This is a genomic window from Montanilutibacter psychrotolerans (assembly GCF_003719825.1).
Classification (GTDB): Bacteria; Pseudomonadota; Gammaproteobacteria; order Xanthomonadales; family Xanthomonadaceae; genus Montanilutibacter; species Montanilutibacter psychrotolerans.
Window position 1 is genome coordinate 455,855 of the sequence record NZ_RIBS01000001.1, and the last position, 17,811, is coordinate 473,665.

14 protein-coding genes and 1 tRNA gene are annotated in these 17,811 nt (G+C 68.1%); all 15 read left to right on the plus strand.

Annotation, left to right across the window (positions count from 1 at the left end; all coding sequences use genetic code 11):
* The first annotated feature begins 1 nt into the window (after position 1).
* The 15 genes from EER27_RS17235 to EER27_RS16795 all read left to right on the plus strand — a co-directional run bounded on the left by EER27_RS17235 (position 2) and on the right by EER27_RS16795 (position 17,662).
* Complete coding sequence (locus tag EER27_RS17235) at positions 2–5,170, plus strand: eCIS core domain-containing protein (RefSeq protein ID WP_223807125.1); 5,169 nt, start codon at positions 2–4, stop codon at positions 5,168–5,170.
* Positions 5,167–5,562, plus strand: a complete 396-nt coding sequence (locus EER27_RS01915) for a DUF4240 domain-containing protein (RefSeq protein ID WP_123086321.1) — start codon at positions 5,167–5,169, stop codon at positions 5,560–5,562. Before EER27_RS17235 ends, EER27_RS01915 begins: the two co-directional genes overlap by 4 nt.
* Before the next feature lie 12 nt (positions 5,563–5,574).
* Positions 5,575–6,528 carry a pentapeptide repeat-containing protein gene (locus EER27_RS01920; protein WP_123086322.1) on the plus strand — a complete coding sequence of 318 codons (954 nt, stop codon included), beginning with the start codon at positions 5,575–5,577 and terminating at the stop codon, positions 6,526–6,528.
* Between the two features lie 95 nt (positions 6,529–6,623).
* A complete protein-coding gene (locus EER27_RS01925; protein WP_123086323.1) occupies positions 6,624–8,099 on the plus strand; it encodes an OmpA family protein in 1,476 nt (491 codons plus the stop codon).
* Positions 8,099–8,497 carry a hypothetical protein gene (locus tag EER27_RS01930; RefSeq protein WP_123086324.1) on the plus strand — a complete coding sequence of 133 codons (399 nt, stop codon included), beginning with the start codon at positions 8,099–8,101 and terminating at the stop codon, positions 8,495–8,497. The genes EER27_RS01925 and EER27_RS01930 overlap by 1 nt, the downstream gene beginning before the upstream one ends.
* Before the next feature lie 456 nt (positions 8,498–8,953).
* Positions 8,954–10,855 (plus strand): threonine--tRNA ligase, encoded by a 1,902-nt coding sequence (gene thrS / locus EER27_RS01935; RefSeq protein ID WP_123086325.1) that lies wholly within the window; start codon positions 8,954–8,956, stop codon positions 10,853–10,855.
* A 47-nt stretch (positions 10,856–10,902) separates the two neighbouring features.
* Positions 10,903–11,451 carry a translation initiation factor IF-3 gene (infC, locus tag EER27_RS01940; RefSeq protein ID WP_123086326.1) on the plus strand — a complete coding sequence of 183 codons (549 nt, stop codon included), beginning with the start codon at positions 10,903–10,905 and terminating at the stop codon, positions 11,449–11,451.
* A gap of 367 nt (positions 11,452–11,818) precedes the next feature.
* Entirely contained in the window at positions 11,819–12,016 is a 198-nt protein-coding gene (gene rpmI / locus EER27_RS01945) for a 50S ribosomal protein L35 (RefSeq protein ID WP_123086327.1), read from the plus strand.
* A gap of 12 nt (positions 12,017–12,028) precedes the next feature.
* On the plus strand, positions 12,029–12,388 hold the full coding sequence (gene rplT, locus EER27_RS01950) for a 50S ribosomal protein L20 (RefSeq protein ID WP_123086328.1): 360 nt from the start codon (positions 12,029–12,031) through the stop codon (positions 12,386–12,388).
* Positions 12,389–12,535: 147 nt separating this feature from the next.
* A complete protein-coding gene (gene pheS, locus EER27_RS01955) occupies positions 12,536–13,546 on the plus strand; it encodes a phenylalanine--tRNA ligase subunit alpha (RefSeq protein ID WP_123086329.1) in 1,011 nt (336 codons plus the stop codon).
* Between the two features lie 138 nt (positions 13,547–13,684).
* Positions 13,685–16,072, plus strand: coding sequence for a phenylalanine--tRNA ligase subunit beta (pheT, locus tag EER27_RS01960; RefSeq protein ID WP_123086330.1), 2,388 nt, complete (start codon positions 13,685–13,687; stop codon positions 16,070–16,072).
* A 66-nt stretch (positions 16,073–16,138) separates the two neighbouring features.
* Entirely contained in the window at positions 16,139–16,438 is a 300-nt protein-coding gene (gene ihfA / locus EER27_RS01965) for an integration host factor subunit alpha (RefSeq protein ID WP_123086331.1), read from the plus strand.
* A complete protein-coding gene (locus EER27_RS01970; protein ID WP_123086332.1) occupies positions 16,419–16,775 on the plus strand; it encodes a MerR family transcriptional regulator in 357 nt (118 codons plus the stop codon). The genes ihfA and EER27_RS01970 overlap by 20 nt, the downstream gene beginning before the upstream one ends.
* Before the next feature lie 344 nt (positions 16,776–17,119).
* A tRNA-Pro gene (locus tag EER27_RS01975) sits at positions 17,120–17,196 on the plus strand.
* Between the two features lie 136 nt (positions 17,197–17,332).
* Positions 17,333–17,662 (plus strand): hypothetical protein, encoded by a 330-nt coding sequence (locus tag EER27_RS16795; RefSeq protein ID WP_148040891.1) that lies wholly within the window; start codon positions 17,333–17,335, stop codon positions 17,660–17,662.
* The last annotated feature ends 149 nt before the right edge of the window (positions 17,663–17,811 follow it).

Here is a 17,811-nt window from a genome sequence, read left to right on the forward strand (position 1 = left end):
CATGGACCGCGCCGCGCCGACGCCGCAGCACAAGCCCGGGCATGGCACGCGCCAGGGGCAGGATCGCGGCCACGCCAAGCCGCGCGAAACGATGTGGCAGGCCGAGCAGGAGTCGCAGGAGGAGCAGGCGCAGGATGCCGAGGCCGACGCGCCAAAGGTCGGCGTGCCGGTCTACCTCGGGGCGGTGCAGCGCAAAGGCGGCGATGGCGGGGACGCGCCGTCGGAAGGGGCGTCCGGTGCCGGTGCGGCGGGGGGCGCGGGGCAAGCCGGCGGCGCGGCCGCTTCGGGGGCAGCCGGTGAGGGAGGCGGACTTCGCGGGCCAGCCGGCATCCGCGCGATCGCCGACGGTGGTGTGTCCCAGGCGGGGCAGGCATTGCCCGGTCTCGACCGCATCCAGGCCTCGTTCGGTCGTCACGACGTGTCGGGTGTGCGCGTGCAGGTGGGCGGCGTCGGTGGCGATGCCGCAGCACGGCTCAGCGCACGTGCCTACACACTGGGCGACCGCATCGCTTTCCGCAGTACGCCGGACCTCCGCCTGGCCGCCCACGAAGCCGCGCATGTGATCCAGCAGCGGCGCGGCGTCAGCCTCGCCAACGGCGTGGGGCGCCATGGCGATCGCTATGAGCAGCACGCGGATGAAGTGGCGCGGCGGGTGACGGCGGGCGAGTCGGCCGAGGACCTGCTCGATGCCGGTGGCAGTGGCGGCGCGGCCGTCCAGCGCGAATGCGATTGCGGCGGGGCCGGGTGTTCGAAATGCGGCGAGGCACAGGAAGAGGACCAGGAACCGGCCGGAGTGCAGCGGGAAGTCGATCCATCGGCCATCGCTGACACGGGCGCCGGCACCGACGTGGCGGTCCAGCGCGAGTGCGATTGCGGCGGCAGCGGTTGCTCGGCGTGCCGCGATGAGGAGGCGTCTGCGCCGGCCGGCGTGCAGATGGAGCTCGACGTCAACGCCACGCGCCAGTTCGAGGCGATGGCTGCGGGCGGGAACTACGATTTCGATTTCTCGGTGGGCGGCGGTGGCGGGGGCGCGCCGGGCGCATCGGCCGAGTCCGCGTCATCGACCTCTTCCGGAGGCGAGGGGGCTGCCGAATCCGCCAGCGACGGCGAGGCCGCCGGACCGGAAGCCGCCGCCGATGCCGGCGGTGGCGGCGGTGGTGCGTCCGCTGATTCCGCGCCTGCCGCCGCCGACGGCGGTGCCGCGGGCGAAGCGGATAGCGCGCCCGGGGCGGTCAGCGCCTCCTGCTACAACGCCGACATCGAGGAGCCCGACGAGGAGCGCGAAAGCGAACCGGCCGAGCCGCCGAAGGGCGACGTCAAGGAAGATGTCGACGCCGAACTGCCCGAGCCCGAGGGCGGAGACGATTGCCCGGTGGGCGATGCCGTTGCTGCTGCCGCGCCGCCCGCCGGGGGAGCGGCGGGCGGCGGCGAGGGCGCAGCCGCTGGGGCTCCCGCCGGTGGTGGCGACGCGGCCGCACCTGCCAGTGGCGACAGCGCCGGAGAGGCCACCGGAGAATCCGCTGGCGACAGCAGCGCGGGTGCGGGTGCGGGTCCGGGTGCCGGCGGACCGGGCGGCGGCGATGGCGGTGAAAGCGCCGCGCCAGCTGAAGGCGGCGCGGTGGCCAGTCCGGCTGGCGGTCTCGATGCGGCCATCGCCGGCGGCGAAGCCGGCCGCGATGGGGCAGTGGCGGGCTATGCCGCCGCCAAGGCGCGGCTTGGGGAAGTCGGCATGGCGGCGCGTCCGAACGCCGCGCCGATCGGCATGGCCCAGGCCGAACCCGGCCAGCGTGAGATCGCCGCGGCAGCAAACGGCTTCTTCTCCTCGGCGGCCGGTCGCCTGGACAGCGTCGTCAGCGAAGCCCTGTCCACCGTGCCCGCGCGCCTGGGCGGACTGGCCGAGTCGATCAAGGGAGGCATAGGCGCAGCGATCGAGGCCGAGAAGTCGGCCGTGTCGGGGCGCATCGCCGCGGCACGCGCGCAGGCATTCGGAAGCGCCAGCTCGGCGGTGGCGCGGGTGCTCGGCGCGCATTCCGAAGCGACGGGACAGATCAACGCCGCCGCCGACGCCGCGCTGGCCGCGTTGGACGGTGCGTATCCGGACATCCTCGGCCGCATCGACGATGCCGAAAGCAGCGGCCTGGACGACATCAGCCAGGCTTATGCCGACAGTCGCACCAACCACAATGCGATCGGCAAGCGCATCGGCGGCGAAGCCACGGCTCGCGGTGCCGAGTACGTGGCGCAGTACGACCAGTGCAAGATCCACCGTCGCGACAGCTGGACGGCGGGCTGGTTGACCGACCGCCGCGCCGAAGCGCAGCAGGAGGCCGCAACCAAGACCGCCGACGGCTACCGCAGGAGTCTCGAAGACGCCGGCAAGAAGGCCGGTTACGACCTCGTCGTGCAAGGCCGTCCGCGCGACCGCTGTGGCCTGATCGCGATCGCGAACCGCGCGCGCGACAGCCTCGACGCGCAGTACACATCCCTGGTGGGTGCGATCGAGGCGGGCCGTGGCTCCGCCATCGGCCAGGCCGATGCCGCGCGCGACCAACTGCTGCGTTCGGTGGGTTCGGCGCTTGGCGACGCACTCGGCGCGCTCGATGCACAGGAGGCCGAACAGCGCCAGGCCGCCAACGACACCGGTTACCTGCAGCAGGTGGCAATCGAGCAGGCCGCGCACGCCGCGGCCGCCAGCGTGCTCAGTGCGATCGCGGATGCGGTCGATGGCGTCTCGGGCCTGCTGCGCAGCACGCGTGGGGAAGTCGCCGGCCTGGCCGATGCCGAACCGGCCGCCGCCGCGCGACAGTTCGACGCGATGCGCGGCGCCGTCGACGCCGGCATGGGCCGCCTGATGGTGCAGGCCCTGACCGGCGTGGCGATGGCCGAAGCCAGTCTGCTGGGCAGTGCGGCCTCCAGCTATTCGGCGATGGCGCAGCTGTCGGAGAGCCATTCCACCCAGACGTCACAGTCCAGCGAGGGCACGGCCAGCGGAATGCGCAGCCTTGCCGACAGCGGCTGCGACACGCTCTCGCAACAGGCATCGCAATACGCCCAACAGACCGCGAGCATGGCCGAGCAGGGCCTGGCCGGGTTCGAGACGATCGCCTCGGGCGCCGAGACCGGCGCGACCACCATGGTCGGCAACATCCGCACCACGCTGGGAAAGGCCGAAACGGATCTGGAGAAGGGCCTGCGCAAATCGCTGGGCGAGCTGGACAGCCCCGCCAAGGGCATCCCCAAGCACGCCCGCGTGGCGGCATCCAAGGAGCAGCCGGCGTGGAAGTCGGTGGTCAAGTGGGTGCTGATCATTGCGATCATCGTCGTGGTGGCATTGGTGATCGGTCCGGCGGTGATCGGCGCGGTCGGCGCTGCGGCCGGCGCGCTGGGCGCCAGTGCCGCCGCGGCCAGCGTGATCGGCACCGTGGTGGGCGGCGCCATCGTCGGCGCCGCGACGTCGGCCACCATCCAGGTCATCAACAACGCCGCGGCCGGCGAATCGCTGCTCAAGGGCGTTGGTCGCGCGGCGATCATGGGCGCGATCGGTGGTGCGTTCGGCGGTGCCGCCGGACAGCTGATCGGCAAGGCCGCGCAGGCCTACCAGCTCAGCGGCGTCACCCAGTTCGCGCTCAACGTGGCGGCCGACACCGTGCTGGAGATCGGCACCTCGATCGTGACTGGCGAGTTCTCGTGGGACGCACTGGGCATGTCGGTGCTGATGTCGGTGGTGACCGGCGGGTTCGGCGAGGTTCCCAAGGTCAAGGCGGTGCAGGCCCGCGTCCAGCATGGCGCGGCGTCGAGCGTGCCCGGCAGTGGCGCGGCGCGCTTTGCCGATTCGATCCGTCCGCCCGCTCCCAGCGTGGCGCCACGCACCGCGGCCGATGTCGAGGTTGCCGGCACGCCCAAGTCGACCGCGTCGGGCGAGACCGGACCCACCGCGCCGGCACGTCCGCACGAATCGGCCGAAGCGCCCAAGGCGTCGGATGGTCGTACCGCCGCGCCGGACGAGCCGGGCGTGCGACCCGCCGACGCCGATGCCGACGCGCCGGCACCGCGTCCGGCCGATGCCGATGCGCCGGCAAAACGTCCGGTGGCGGGTGAGCCCGATGCGCCGAGCAGCAAGACCGACGAGGGCGGTGCGCCGCACAAGCACGAGGATGTCGATGCGGCGGCCGGTCGCGCCGGCTCGCAACGCGCCGAAGGCCCGGAGCTGGCGGCACCGGCCAAGGGCAAGAGCGACACCGAGCTGGTCGAGTCCACCGCCAAGCGCAGCAAGGTGGGCGAAGAAGACCACGTCAACGCCTTCCGCAAGAACGGCGATCGCGTCGAGTGCGAGATCTGCAGCCTCGGTTGCGGCCGCGTGCGCGACCGGATCCAGCAGATGGAGGATGCCTTGCCGGTCGGCCATCCTGCGCGCGCCAAACTGGAGGCATTGCGGGCGGAGGTCGCGCGCGTCGAGGCGGCAATCGAAGGCCGCGGCATGTCGCTCAAGGACGTGATCGACGCCAGCGCCGGCATCGCCAACAAGTTCCGCGAGATCGGCGCCGCGCACCCCGAAGTGGGCAAGGGCATCGACAACCCGCGCAGCCTGAAGGACGTGTACGACCTCAGCACCGGCGCCAAGCCGGGCTTCGAGCCGATCCGCACGGACAACCTGGGCGTGAAGTCGGACCCGCCGGAAATCGTACCGATCGGCAAGGCGCCCAGCCTCAAGGCCAAGCCCGGCGAACAGGTCATCTACGTGCTGCGCGATGCCACCACCGGCGCGGTGCTCAAGGTCGGCAAGGTGCGGCCAGAGAAAATCGCCGCACGGTTCAACGTGTACAAGAACGCCGGCGTCGAGGTCGGCCTGAAGCTCGAGATCGAAGTGACACGCGTGCGCGAATTGGGCAGCACCAAGGTCGAGCAGTTCGAGAATGCCCTGCGCATGCGGCTCGAACAGGAAGGGCACATCATGCCGTTCGACAACTCGCCCGAGTCGGGCCGGTTGCGCCCGGCCGGGACGGACCTTCCGACCACCGGTCCCATCACCCGGCAAGGCCGCCTGGGCTTCGCCGGGCCGGGCACGCCGTACGATTCACGCAGCGCAAAGCTCAGGAAGTCGCATGATTTCCTGCGCGATGGCCCGCGCAAGGGCATTCTCGATCCGAGATCCGGTGGAGGTTCGCCATGAAGTTCGCAAGCGCCGATCCCCAGAAGCCGACGGCCGCGTTCTGGGAACTGGTCGACCTGGGGCGACGCAAGCCCGACGCCTGCCTGGCGCGGCTGGCCGAGCTCGACACGCCGGAGCTCGTCGACCTGTACTGGGCCTACAAGGACGCGGCAGACCTGCTGCGTGAGCCGGAGTACTACGAGTACATGACCGGCATCACGTCGGAAGACGGGATCGCCGACCTGGCCTCGTGGATCGTGGCGCAGGGCAAGGAGTACTACCAGCGGATTCTCGCCCACCCCGAGAAGGTGCCGACCGAGGAGCCGGAGCCGTACTTCGATCTGGAAAGCGCAGCGGTCGAAGAACACATCGAGCGCCACGGGGACGGCATCCCCTGGCGGGATCCTTCCTGAGCGGAGTTCGCCATGGCCCATCCTGTTCTCATGGCAGGCCAACGCCTGCGCAATACCCGCTGCGGCGCCGTCCAACAGGCCGGCTGCCACTTGCGGGGCCTCCGGCTGGAGAACTGCGAACTCCGCCGTGCAGACCTTTCCGACACGGACCTTTCCGATGCGGTGATGCGGCTGGTCGAGCTGGACGGTGCAAACCTGCAGGGCGCGCAGCTCGCCGGGGCGCGCATCGAGGAGTGCAGCGCCGAGGCCGTCGACTTCTCGCGCGCCCGACTGACATCGGCGCACATGCACCAGAGCGAGTTCGCCCGCGCCGTGTTCGACCATGCCGATCTGTCCGGCGCACTGGCCGATGGCGCAGGTTTCCGCGGTGCGAGTCTGCGCGGCGCGATGCTGCTCGGCGCGCACCTGCACGACGCCGATTTCCGCGGTGCCGACCTGGAGGGCGCCGATTTCGCCGATGCCGACCTGACCGGCGCCGATTTCCGGGGCGCGTTGCTGGCCAATGCCTGCTTCGATCGCGCCTGCGTCGACGGCTGTCGCTTCGACGTTGCGGTACCCATTACCAATCGGACGGACGCCGACGCTTCACCGTCGGCCGACGACGGCCAGGAGCAACGCGCGCGCGCGCTGTTGCAACGGCTGTTCGTAGGTGTTCCCTCCATCGAGGGCATGCACGTCGACCGGTTCGTGCCGGCGTTGGATGCGTTTGCGCGTGAGGATGGCGATGCGGCTGCGGCGATGCAGGAGTTCGCGCGACGCCTCGGCGCCGGCGGACTGATGCCGTCGGCCACCCTGCAGCCGTTGGTCGGCATGCTGCATGCGCTCGAATCGGCGCCGGACAACGACGAAGCCTTCGCGCAGTGGCAACCGTTGCTGGAGCACCTGTTCCCGGAACTCGTCGATGGCAGCGTGTCCTACGAAGCGCTGGCGCAACGCCTTGCCACGGGCAAGAGCACGGCGCGGTGACAATCGCCCCGCCAGCGCCGGCGATCGACGGGCGCGCTCGGTACCGGTCGTCGTTGCCGGCACGACCGCGCTGACCGATCACAAGGAGGTCAATCGTGTATTCCCGCCGACCACGCAACTCGGAATCGCAGGCCGAAACCGAACCGGCACCACCGCCAGGCACCGGCAACGCCGTGGGCATGCCGCAGTTCCTGCGCGAGAACGAAGGCGCCGAGTCCGAAACCGGCATGGATGCCGGCACGGGAATGGACGCCAGCACCGGCATGGACGCGGGCGTGACCGATGCCGCGCCGGCGGAGGCAGGACCGACGGACGCCGGTGTTCCGGCCGGTGTCGGTCCGGCCCTGCCGACCGGCCCGAATGCCTGCACCACGGTCGAGGAGGAGGAGCGCAAATCGCGCTTTGGCGCGCGTTCGTTCTCGGCACTGGATTTCCGCCCGTCGGCGGGCTACGGCAAGTTCGATGCGTACTACTGGCCGGACGTCTCGCTGATGGCCGCGATCGTCAAGATGAAGTTCAACTACGTGCAGGCCGACAACACGCCCACGCTGAACGTGCTGATGCAGATGGCCATGGCCGGGCAGGACATCAGCCAGTTCTTCTGGACCGAGGCCGAGAAGACCCAGTTCGCCACCGACTACGTGCAGCGCGTGTCGAGCCAGTGGTCGTTCGCCCACACGTTCCGCTCGACGAAGGCCTGCTGGCCGTTCACCGCGCGACCGCATGTCACGCCGCGAGTGGTCGACGACGTGGCCGATGCGCATTTCAACGTGACCGTGCACAAGACCAACACCTTCCGCGGATCGGCATTCCGCGCGCGCAATCCCGGGACACCCGGCTGGCAGGGGACCGGCGATCTGGATTCGCTGGACACCACGGACCTGAACAACCGCATGAGCACCGACGTTGCGCGCTCGGAACGGCAACGGCTGGAGCGCGCCGTCGCCAGTGCCACCGCCTCGCCGGTGCAGTTCGCCAGGGGCAGCGACACGGTCGAGGCGGCCGATCGCGCGCGCCTGCTCACGCTGGCCGACGCCATGAAGGCCAAGAACCCTTCCGACCCCGCGGTGCCGATGGTCCTCAATGGATTTGCCAGCGCCGAGGGAGGCGCGACGGACAACCGGACACTGTCGCTTCGGCGTGCCGAGGCAGTGGCCAGCGAACTGCGCGCAGCCGGGGTCCCGCAGCCGATGGTAATCGCCGGCCTCGGCCCCACCGGCGCACCCAACGATGCGGCCAACCGCAAGGTCGAACTTGCGCCCAGTACCACCTTCGAAGGCACCTACACCGGCAACCGTTTCGCCCCGGACGCGCACGAGTTCGGCCACGCACTGGGCATGCCCGACGAGTACGACAACCACACCACGGGCCTGCTCGGCGACAAGCAGACGGCGTTCGTCCAGCTGGCGCAGGCCGCCGGTGTCGCGCCGCCAGACCAGTGGGGCGACCGGACCTCGAGCGTGATGGCCAACGGCGTCGATGTCCTGCCGCGCCATTACCTGACGATCTGGGAGGCGCTGGGCAGCATGACCGCGCCGGACATCACCCGTAACGAGTGGAGCATCGATTGATGGCCCTCGAGCTCGAATTCCGGCGAATCAGCCTGCAGCCGGGTTGCCTGGGCAACGAGCGCATGCGGGTCGGTGCCGATGGCGCGCTGGACTACTCGCAGAACCTGGCCGAGTGCGTGCCCGGCCAGCAATGGAACAGCCAGTGGCAGCACCTGGGCCAGCTCGGTGCAGACGAGTTGTCGCGGCTTTCCGGTGCCGTGCTCGACAGCGGCCTGCTGGAGCTGGAGCAGATCAGCGTCGACGAGTCGGTCGAAGGCGGGTCTCGCGAGGAGCTGGACCTCCGGTTTGGCGATGACTCGTGGCATTTCGTCGTGCAGAACACCCGGCCCCCGGCGTTCGTCAGCGTGACCCGCGTGATCCGACAGATCGTCGCCGACCGGCAGTTCCGGCCGAACTAGACACCTTCGCCGTGGTTCGATGTCTGAACGGCGTGGGCGGTAGCGCCGGTCTGGCGGCCAATGCCGCTGGCCGTGCCCACCGTCGGTCGCGGTTGGTCCGTGGGCGCTGACGGCGTGCTACCCCGGCGGCGGCCGACGCGCTGCCGGGTGTGGTCGGATGGACCGGGGCGGCATCGGGCCGTTGACTTGGCCCGCCGCGTCGCCAACCATGGGAGCCCTGATCGTGGCATCCGGCCGCGACCGAGCCCGAGGTGGCCCGCGGCAATACCGCCGGCCGAGCGTGTGACATGAGCACTACCACCGCCCAACGCTAGAAACCCCCGAGGCTTCCGCATCCCGCTGGCGCCCTCGTGGCGCCTTTTTGTTGTCCTTCGGCTCCTGGGAGCGGTTCGCGCCGCTGCAGGCGAACCGGTTCGCGGCTGACGCCGTTCACAAACGTCCAGAAAACCCAGACCCATGATTGCAATCACGCTACCCGACGGCAGCCGCCGTGAGTTCGACAACCCCGTGACCGTGGCCGAGATCGCCATGTCGATCGGTGCGGGCCTGGCCAAGGCCGCGCTGGCTGGCAAGGTCGACGGCACTCTGGTCGATGCCAGCTATCGCATCGACGGCGACGCCTCGCTGGAGATCGTCACCGACAAGCACCCCGATGCGCTCGAGGTGCTGCGTCACTCCACCGCCCACCTGCTGGCCCAGGCCGTGCAGCGCCTGTTTCCGGGCGCACAGGTCACCATCGGCCCGGTCATCGACAACGGCTTCTATTACGACTTCGCCTACGAGCGCCAGTTCACGCCCGAAGACCTGCCGGCCATCGAGGCCGAGATGCTCAAGATCGTCAAGGAAGCCTTGCCGGTCAGCCGCAGCGTGAAATCGCGCGACGACGCCGTGGCGTTTTTCCAGGGCATCGGCGAGGCCTACAAGGCCGAGATCATCGCCTCGATCCCCGCGGCCGAGGACCTGTCGCTGTACAGCCAGGGCGAGTTCACCGACCTGTGCCGCGGCCCGCATGTGCCGGCGACCGACAAGCTGCGCGCGTTCAAGTTGATGAAGGTGGCCGGTGCCTATTGGCGCGGCGACAGCAACAACCAGATGCTGAGCCGCATCTACGGAACGGCCTGGCTCAACGACAAGGACCTCAAGGCCTACCTGACCCAGCTCGAAGAGGCCGAGAAGCGCGACCACCGCAAGATCGCGCGCCAGCAGGACCTGTTCCACCTGCAGGAGGAAGCACCGGGCCTGATCTTCTGGCATCCCAAGGGTTGGTCGATCTGGCAGGTCGTCGAGCAGTACATGCGCCGCGTCTACCGCGACAGCGGCTACCAGGAAGTGCGCTGCCCGCAGATCCTGGACGTGTCGCTGTGGCAGAAGTCCGGCCACTGGGACAACTACCAGGAGAACATGTTCTTCACCGAGTCGGAAAAGCGCACCTACGCGCTCAAGCCGATGAACTGCCCGGGCCACGTGCAGGTCTTCAACCACGGCCTGCACAGCTACCGTGACCTGCCGATCCGCTACGGCGAGTTCGGTGCCTGCCACCGCAACGAGCCCTCCGGCGCGCTGCACGGCATCCTGCGTGTGCGCGGATTCACCCAGGACGACGGGCACATCTTCTGCACCGAGAACCAGATCGAGGCCGAGGTCAGCGCGTTCCACCAGCAGGCGCTCGATGTCTACGGCGCGTTCGGCTTCGGCGACATCCAGATCAAGATCGCGCTGCGCCCGGACAAGCGCCTGGGCGACGACTCCACCTGGGACAAGGCGGAGGACGCCCTGCGTTCGGCGCTTCGTTCGGCCGGCGTGGAATGGGAAGAGCTGCCGGGCGAGGGCGCGTTCTACGGACCGAAGATCGAGTACCACCTCAAGGACGCAATCGGCCGCACCTGGCAGCTGGGCACGATGCAGGTCGACTTCATGATGCCCGGCCGCCTGGGCGCCGAGTACGTCGACGAGAGCAGCCAGCGCCGCCACCCGGTCATGCTGCACCGGGCCATCGTGGGCTCGATGGAACGCTTCATCGGCATCCTGATCGAGCACCATGCCGGGCAGTTCCCGGCCTGGTTGGCTCCCGTGCAGGCAGTGGTGATGAACATCACCGACGCGCAGGGCGACTACGTCGAGGAAACGCGGAAATCCCTTGCAAATCAAGGATTCCGCGTCCAGGCCGATTTGCGGAACGAAAAGATCGGCTATAAGATTCGCGAGCACACGCTGCAGCGCGTGCCGTACCTGCTGGTGGTTGGTGACCGCGAGAAGGAAAACGGCATGGTCGCGGTGCGCACGCGAGGAGGGGAGGATTTGGGGTCGATGACCGTCTCCGAGTTCACCTCGCGTTTGCGCAACGAGGGCGTCCAGTAAAGCCAGGCAGCGCACACAAGGCCCGGCCCCGTTAGCTCGGGGCCGGCATGTTCCATACCGGAGAATGCAACATCAGTACTCCCGAAAAGCCGAATCGAAAGAACAACGAAATCCGCGTGCCGCGAGTGCGCGTGATCGGCAGTGATGGCGAGATGATCGGCGTGTTGACGCGCGATGAGGCGTTGGCAATGGCCCAGGACGAGGGCATGGACCTCGTCGAGATCCAGCCCAACGCCGATCCGCCGGTCTGCCGCATCATGGACTTCGGCAAGTTCAAGTTCGATGCCCAGAAGAAGGCCAACGCGGCCAAGAAGAAGCAGAAGCAGGTCGAGATCAAGGAACTCAAGTTCCGCCCGGTCACCGACGAAGGCGACTACCAGATCAAGCTGCGCAACATGCGCCGCTTCCTGGAAGAGGGTGACAAGGTCAAGGTCAACATCCGCTTCCGTGGCCGCGAGATGAGCCACCAGGAGCTTGGCCGACAGATGGCGGCACGCATCGAGGCCGACCTGGGCGAGGACATCGTCATCGAGTCGCGCCCGCGCCTGGAAGGGCGGCAGATGGTCATGATGATCGCGCCGAAGAAGAAGACCTGAACAAGGCCAGGAAGGACCGCTTCGGCGGTCCTTTTTGCTGGCGCCGGTTGGCCATGGGTCCCGGGGCCTCGTCAGTCGCCGCTTCGCTCCCGTCATTGCCGGGGCGAAGCGTGTGCCGGTCCATGCGGCTGGCGGCCGCGGCGGGCAGGGTGGTCGAGAGATCCGCCCGTTAAGGCGCTGATTTGCATGGACTTCCAAGTCCCGGCATAATGCGCGGCCCGGTTCGCCGGGTCTGCAGCACGCAACATTCAGGACCGGTTGCTGATTCCGTTTGGGATCAATGACTTATAGCCGGCAAGGGCAGGACGGAAAGCGTGGCGCAAGCCACCGCCCAGGCCAGTGACATAACCCCGAAAGGACATTCGCAATGCCCAAGATCAAGAGCAGCCGGGCGGCAGGCAAGCGCTTCCGCAAGACGGCCTCCGGCAAGTACAAGTGCGGCCACGCAAACCGTAGCCATATCCTCACCAAGAAGGCGACCAAGCGGAAGCGCAACCTGCGACAGACGAACCACGTCCGCGCAGAAGACGCCGGCCGTATCGATCGCATGCTTCCCTACGCCTGAGGAGACTGACCCATGGCACGAGTTAAACGTGGTGTGCAGGCGCGTCGTCGCCACAAGAAGATCCTCAAGCTGGCCAAGGGCTACTACCACGCCCGCCGCAAGGTCTTCCGCGTCGCCAAGCAGGCGGTCACCAAGGCACTGCAGTACGCCTATATCGGCCGCAAGCAGAAGAAGCGCAATTTCCGTTCGCTGTGGATCACCCGCATCAACGCGGCTGCCCGCATCAACGGCATGAGCTACAGCCGCTTCATGAACGGCCTGCTCAAGGCCGGCATCACCCTCGACCGCAAGGTGCTGGCCGACATCGCCGTGCACGACGCGGCGGGTTTTGCCGCGCTGTCCGAGAAGGCGAAGAGCGCGCTCGCGGCGTAAGTTTTTCGACTGCCCGGCAGCCTGCCTCGCGCATGCTGCCATCGGCGTCGGACAACTAGGTACACGCATGGGGAAGGGCGCAAGTCCTTCCCCATTGCTTTTTCCGGCCTCCGGAAGCGGGGCCAGGTTCTCGAGGTTCGATAGCGAATGAGTGGAATCGAATCACTGACGCAGCAGGCCATGGCGGACATCGCCGGCGCCGACAGCCCCGATGCGATCGAGGCGCTGCGCGTATCCCTGCTCGGCAAGTCCGGCAGCGTCACCGCCCAGCTCAAGCAGCTCGGCACGCTTCCGCCGGACCAGCGCAAGACCGCGGGCGAGGCGATCAACAAGGCACGCGACACCCTTGGCGCGGCGCTGGCCGAACGCAAGTCGGCGCTCGACGATGCCGCGCTCGACGCCCGCCTGGCGTCCGAATCGATCGACGTCACCCTGCCGGGCATCCACGGTGCGCGTGGCGGGCTGCACCCGGTCAGCCGCACCCTCGAGCGCATCGCCGACATCTTCGGCCGGCTCGGCTTCGAACTTGCCGATGGTCCCGAGATCGAGGACGACTGGCACAACTTCGAGGCGCTGAACTTCCCGCCGCACCATCCGGCGCGCGCGATGCACGACACCTTCTACTTCGATGACGGACGCCTGCTGCGCACGCACACCTCGGGTGTGCAGGTGCGCTACATGCAGGACATCATCGCCAGCGGAAACCAGCCGCCGCTGCGCATGATCGCGGCGGGCAAGGTCTACCGCAGCGACAGCGACCAGACCCACACGCCGATGTTCCACCAGGTCGAAGGTCTGCTGGTGGACGAGCACGCCAGTTTCGCCGACCTCAAGGGCACCCTGGCCGAGTTCGTTCGCGCGTTTTTCGAGCGCGATTTCGAGATGCGCTTCCGGCCGAGCTACTTCCCGTTCACCGAACCCTCGGCCGAAGTCGACATCGCCTGGCAGCAGCCGGACGGCTCGACGCGCTGGCTCGAGGTGCTGGGCTGCGGCATGGTCCACCCGAACGTGCTGCGCAACGTCGGCATCGACCCGGAGAAGTACACCGGGTACGCGTTCGGCCTGGGAGTCGAGCGCTTTGCGATGCTGCGTTACGGCGTCGACGATCTGCGCAGCTTTTTCGAGAACGACGTGCGCTTCCTCAGGCAGTTCGCCTGAGGCGAGATTCGGGGTGGGAAGTTCGGGGTCAGTTCCGCCCGATGCCCAACCCGAACGATCGGCAGGAGTCAGCCAGCTCAGGCCCCCGCCGGTGCTGGCCCCACCGAGTCCCGAACCCCCATTTCCGGCTTCGAATCCATGAAATTCTCCGAAAACTGGCTGCGCCAGCATGTGCCGACCACCGCCAGCCGCGATGAACTCGTCGCGACCCTGACTGCCATCGGGCTTGAGGTCGAGGACGTGACGGCGCTGGGCGAATCGCTCGACGGTGTCGTGGTCGCGCACATCGTCAGCACCGAGAAGCACCCCGAGGCGGACCGCCTGCAGGTCTGTCAGGTCGACACGGGCAACGGCCTCGTGCAGATCGTCTGCGGAGCGCCCAATGCGCGCGCCGGGTTGAAGGCGCCGCTGGCACAGGTCGGCGCCGCATTGCCCGGCGGCATCGAGATCAAGGCCGCCAAGCTGCGCGGTGTCGAGTCGTTCGGCATGCTCTGCTCGGCCAAGGAATTGGGCGTCGATCCCGATGCCTCGGGCCTGCTGGAGTTGCCGGCCGATGCGCCGGTGGGCGCGGCGCTGGCCCAGTTCCTCGCGCTGCCTGATGCCAGCATCGAGATCAAGCTGACCCCGAACCGCGCCGACTGTTTCGGCGTGCGCGGCATCGCCTTCGACGTCGCCGCCGCCTCCGGCAGCGAAGTTGCGGCCTTCGCCGCTGCGCCGGTCGCAGCCGCAATCGACGCCAGCGTGTCGGTGGAGCTCAACGCCGCCGGCGATGCGCCGCGTTATTGCGGGCGCGTGATCGAGGGCGTCGATGCCGCCGCGCCGACGCCGGTGTGGATGGCCGAGCGCCTGCGCCGCAGTGGCATTCGCCCACTGTCGTTGCTGGTCGACGTGACCCAGTACGTGATGATCGAGCTCGGTCAGCCGATGCACGCGTTCGACCGTGACACCCTCACCGGGCCGATTGGCGTTCGTCGTGCACGCAAGGGCGAGGCCGTGACGCTGCTCGACGGGCGCGAAGCCGCGCTGGACGAACAGTTCCTCGCGATCACCGATGCCGATCGCGTGGTGGCGTTGGCCGGCGTCATGGGCGGCCTGAACACGCGCGTCACCGAGACCACCCGCAACGTGTTCCTCGAGGCAGCGCACTTCGCGCCCGAGGCCATCATCGGGCGCGGCCGCAAGCTCGGCCTGCACACCGATGCCGCCCACCGCTTCGAGCGCGGCGTCGATCCCGAGCTGCCACGCGTTGCGATCGAGTACGCCACGCAGCTGATCCTCGATGCCGCCGGCGGCAAACCCGGTCCGGTCGTCGAAGCCGCGCTGCCCGAGCACTTGCCGCAGCCCCAGCCGATCGTGCTGCGCCGCAATCGACTCGCACGGGTGCTTGGTCTGGCCGTCGCCGATGCCGAGGTCGAACGCATCCTGCGCGCCCTCGGTCTGGCGGTGTCCAGCACCGCGGAGGGCTGGAGCGTCACGCCACCCAGTCGCCGCTTCGATATCGCCATCGAGGAAGACCTGGTCGAAGAGGTCGCGCGCATCCACGGCTACGACCGCATTCCGACCACCTTGCCGGCCGGCGCCGCGCGCCTGGTCGCGCCGAGTGAGGGACGTGTGGACGCTGCCACCGTGCGTCGCCAGCTTGCCGCGCGCGATTACCTGGAAGCCATCAACTACGCCTTCGTCGACGCCCACCTGCTGCAGCAGTGGGGTGTCACCGACGGCGCGGTGGCACTGGCCAACCCGCTGAGCACCGAGCTGGGCGTGATGCGCACCTCGTTGCTGCCCGGCCTGGTGGCGGCGCTGTCGCGCAATGCCGCGCGACAGCAGACGCGCGTGCGCCTGTTCGAGCTGGGCAACGTGTTCCACGCCGTCGCCGGCGATGCGCCGCTGCACACCTTGCGCGTCGCGGGCGTGGCCTGCGGCACGGCAGCCGCCGAACAATGGTCGCTGGACGGGCGCCCGGTCGGCTTCCACGACATCAAGGGCGACCTCGACAGCCTCGCCGCGCTTGCCGGTGCCCGTCTGGACTACCGACCGAGCCAGCCCGGCTGGGCCCATCCCGGCCGTTCGGCTGACGTCTGGCGCATCGCCGGCGATGGCAGCGAGGTGAGGCTGGGCTGGATCGGCCAGCTGCACCCGCGCCTCCAGCAGGCGCTGGGCCTGGATGTCGACGTGGTGGCGTTGGAGCTCGACCTCGACCCGCTGCTGGCGCGCGCGATCACGCGGGCCGGATCGCAGTCCAAGTACCCCTCGGTCCGACGCGACCTGGCGTTCGTGGTCGCCGAGACGGTGGCCTGGGGCGAGTTGGCTGCCAGCGTCCGGGGTGCCGCTGGGGCGTCGCTCAGGGACCTCGTGCTGTTCGACCGGTACCAGGGCAAGGGCGTCGAAACCGGCTTCAAGAGTCTGGCTATGGGCTTGATTCTGCAGGAAGAATCACGCACGCTCACAGATCGTGACGTGGACGCAGCAGTGACGGCGGTGATGGCCGCGTTGCAGCGCGACCACGGCGCGGTGATTCGGGGCTAGGCGCGTGCGTCGAGCTCCGGCCATCCGTGGCCGCACTTTTCCAAGGGTTTCCACAGGGGGAAACGGATGGCACTGACCAAGGCTGAAATGGCCGAACGTTTGTTCGATGAGGTCGGCCTCAACAAGCGCGAAGCGAAGGAATTCGTCGATTCGTTCTTCGACGCCCTGCGCGAAGCGCTCGAGCACGGCCGGCAGGTAAAGCTGTCGGGCTTCGGCAATTTCGACCTGCGCCGCAAGAACCAGCGGCCGGGCCGCAACCCGAAGACCGGCGAGGAAATTCCGATCTCGGCGCGGACGGTCGTGACCTTCCGCCCGGGCCAAAAGCTCAAGGAGCGCGTGGAAGCCTATGCTGGATCCGGGCAGTAACCGCGAACTTCCGCCGATCCCGGCGAAGCGTTACTTCACCATCGGTGAGGTCAGCGAGCTGTGCGACGTCAAGCCGCACGTGTTGCGTTACTGGGAGACCGAGTTTCCCTCGTTGAACCCGGTCAAGCGCCGCGGCAACCGTCGCTACTACCAGCGCCACGAAGTGCTGATGGTGCGGCAGATCCGCGGCTTGCTGTACGAGCAGGGCTACACCATCGGCGGCGCTCGACTGCGCCTGGAAGGCGAAGCAGGTCGCGACGAATCGGCGCTGAGCTCGCAGATCATCCGCCAGGTGCGGATGGAGCTGGAAGAAGTACTGCAGCTGCTGCGTCGCTGAGCCCGCGTCGCCAAGCCCGGGACGTTGCCGGCGTCGTCAAGCCAGTGTCGCCAAGCCACTTCACTAAGCCAGCGTCACTGGGCCAATGTGGCTAAGCAAGTAGCGTCGATGCCGGCACTGCACCTTGCGGTGCAGTAGGCAGTGTGGTGCAGCAGGTCGTCTGGTGACGCAGGGCTCACACACACCGGGCTTACTTGGCCAGGTCGTCCAGCCCGTTCGCTCAACCAATTCGCTTCGACGTCGCAATCAATGCGCGCAAGGTGGTTGGGATCACCGAAACTCAGGCTATACTTGCCGCCCGCTTCACAGCGGGGCCGCCGGAATGGCGGGCAATCGCAACACGTCGGGGCGTAGCGCAGCCTGGTAGCGCATCTGCCTGGGGGGCAGAGGGTCGTCGGTTCAAATCCGGCCGTCCCGACCATTGCGATCAACGAGTTAAGTGACGGTGTGTCGGCCCGTCACTCACCCTATTCCTTCTATTCCTTCGTCGTCTTGGTCCCCTGGTCAGGGTGGGCTATGTTGCGTGCTCAATTCAGGCGTTAGGCACCACACCACGCATGCAACTCAACGTTGGGAAGGTCAGCCAAATGGCGAGTGGCGGCAGCCATGTCGTCATCTGTGAGGCGGACCTCGAGTTGCTTCGTGAGCCGCACACCGTCGTGGAGGTGGATCGGGTTCAGCCGCCTGATTCCGATCCGGAGCTGATCGAGATGGCTCGCTTGGCCATTCTTCGGGGGGCGGAGCACGTTCTGGGACCGCGCGGTCAGGGGGCAACCATCAAAGTTCGTCGATTGGTAATCAACCCGATTGACTTCAAACCCGACCGCTTCATGGCATTCACCGCCGAAGAACTTGAGCGCCATTCTTCGCATGTACCACCGCTGTAGCGATGGAATCATGTAGGTGAGTTGGATGGCGTACAGCGGTCTGGAGGGCTTCTGGAAGAAGCAGTCCGGGCACGCCCATGGCGTCGTCCGGTGAGGACGTAAGAGGCATCGCCTCGGGGCGCCCGTACGCACGTCGGTATCGGCTCACG

What these genes read in the sequence shown, in the direction of transcription:
- EER27_RS16795 (WP_148040891.1), top strand. Translation starts at nt 17,333, where the DNA reads ATGCAACTCAACGTTGGGAAGGTCAGCCAAATGGCGAGTGGCGGCAGC.
- EER27_RS01915 (WP_123086321.1), top strand. Translation starts at nt 5,167, where the DNA reads ATGAAGTTCGCAAGCGCCGATCCCCAGAAGCCGACGGCCGCGTTCTGG.
- pheS (WP_123086329.1), top strand. Translation starts at nt 12,536, where the DNA reads ATGAGTGGAATCGAATCACTGACGCAGCAGGCCATGGCGGACATCGCC.
- pheT (WP_123086330.1), top strand. Translation starts at nt 13,685, where the DNA reads ATGAAATTCTCCGAAAACTGGCTGCGCCAGCATGTGCCGACCACCGCC.
- rpmI (WP_123086327.1), top strand. Translation starts at nt 11,819, where the DNA reads ATGCCCAAGATCAAGAGCAGCCGGGCGGCAGGCAAGCGCTTCCGCAAG.
- infC (WP_123086326.1), top strand. Translation starts at nt 10,903, where the DNA reads ATGTTCCATACCGGAGAATGCAACATCAGTACTCCCGAAAAGCCGAAT.
- EER27_RS01930 (WP_123086324.1), top strand. Translation starts at nt 8,099, where the DNA reads ATGGCCCTCGAGCTCGAATTCCGGCGAATCAGCCTGCAGCCGGGTTGC.
- EER27_RS01920 (WP_123086322.1), top strand. Translation starts at nt 5,575, where the DNA reads ATGGCCCATCCTGTTCTCATGGCAGGCCAACGCCTGCGCAATACCCGC.
- thrS (WP_123086325.1), top strand. Translation starts at nt 8,954, where the DNA reads ATGATTGCAATCACGCTACCCGACGGCAGCCGCCGTGAGTTCGACAAC.
- EER27_RS17235 (WP_223807125.1), top strand. Translation starts at nt 2, where the DNA reads ATGGACCGCGCCGCGCCGACGCCGCAGCACAAGCCCGGGCATGGCACG.
- EER27_RS01970 (WP_123086332.1), top strand. Translation starts at nt 16,419, where the DNA reads ATGCTGGATCCGGGCAGTAACCGCGAACTTCCGCCGATCCCGGCGAAG.
- ihfA (WP_123086331.1), top strand. Translation starts at nt 16,139, where the DNA reads ATGGCACTGACCAAGGCTGAAATGGCCGAACGTTTGTTCGATGAGGTC.
- rplT (WP_123086328.1), top strand. Translation starts at nt 12,029, where the DNA reads ATGGCACGAGTTAAACGTGGTGTGCAGGCGCGTCGTCGCCACAAGAAG.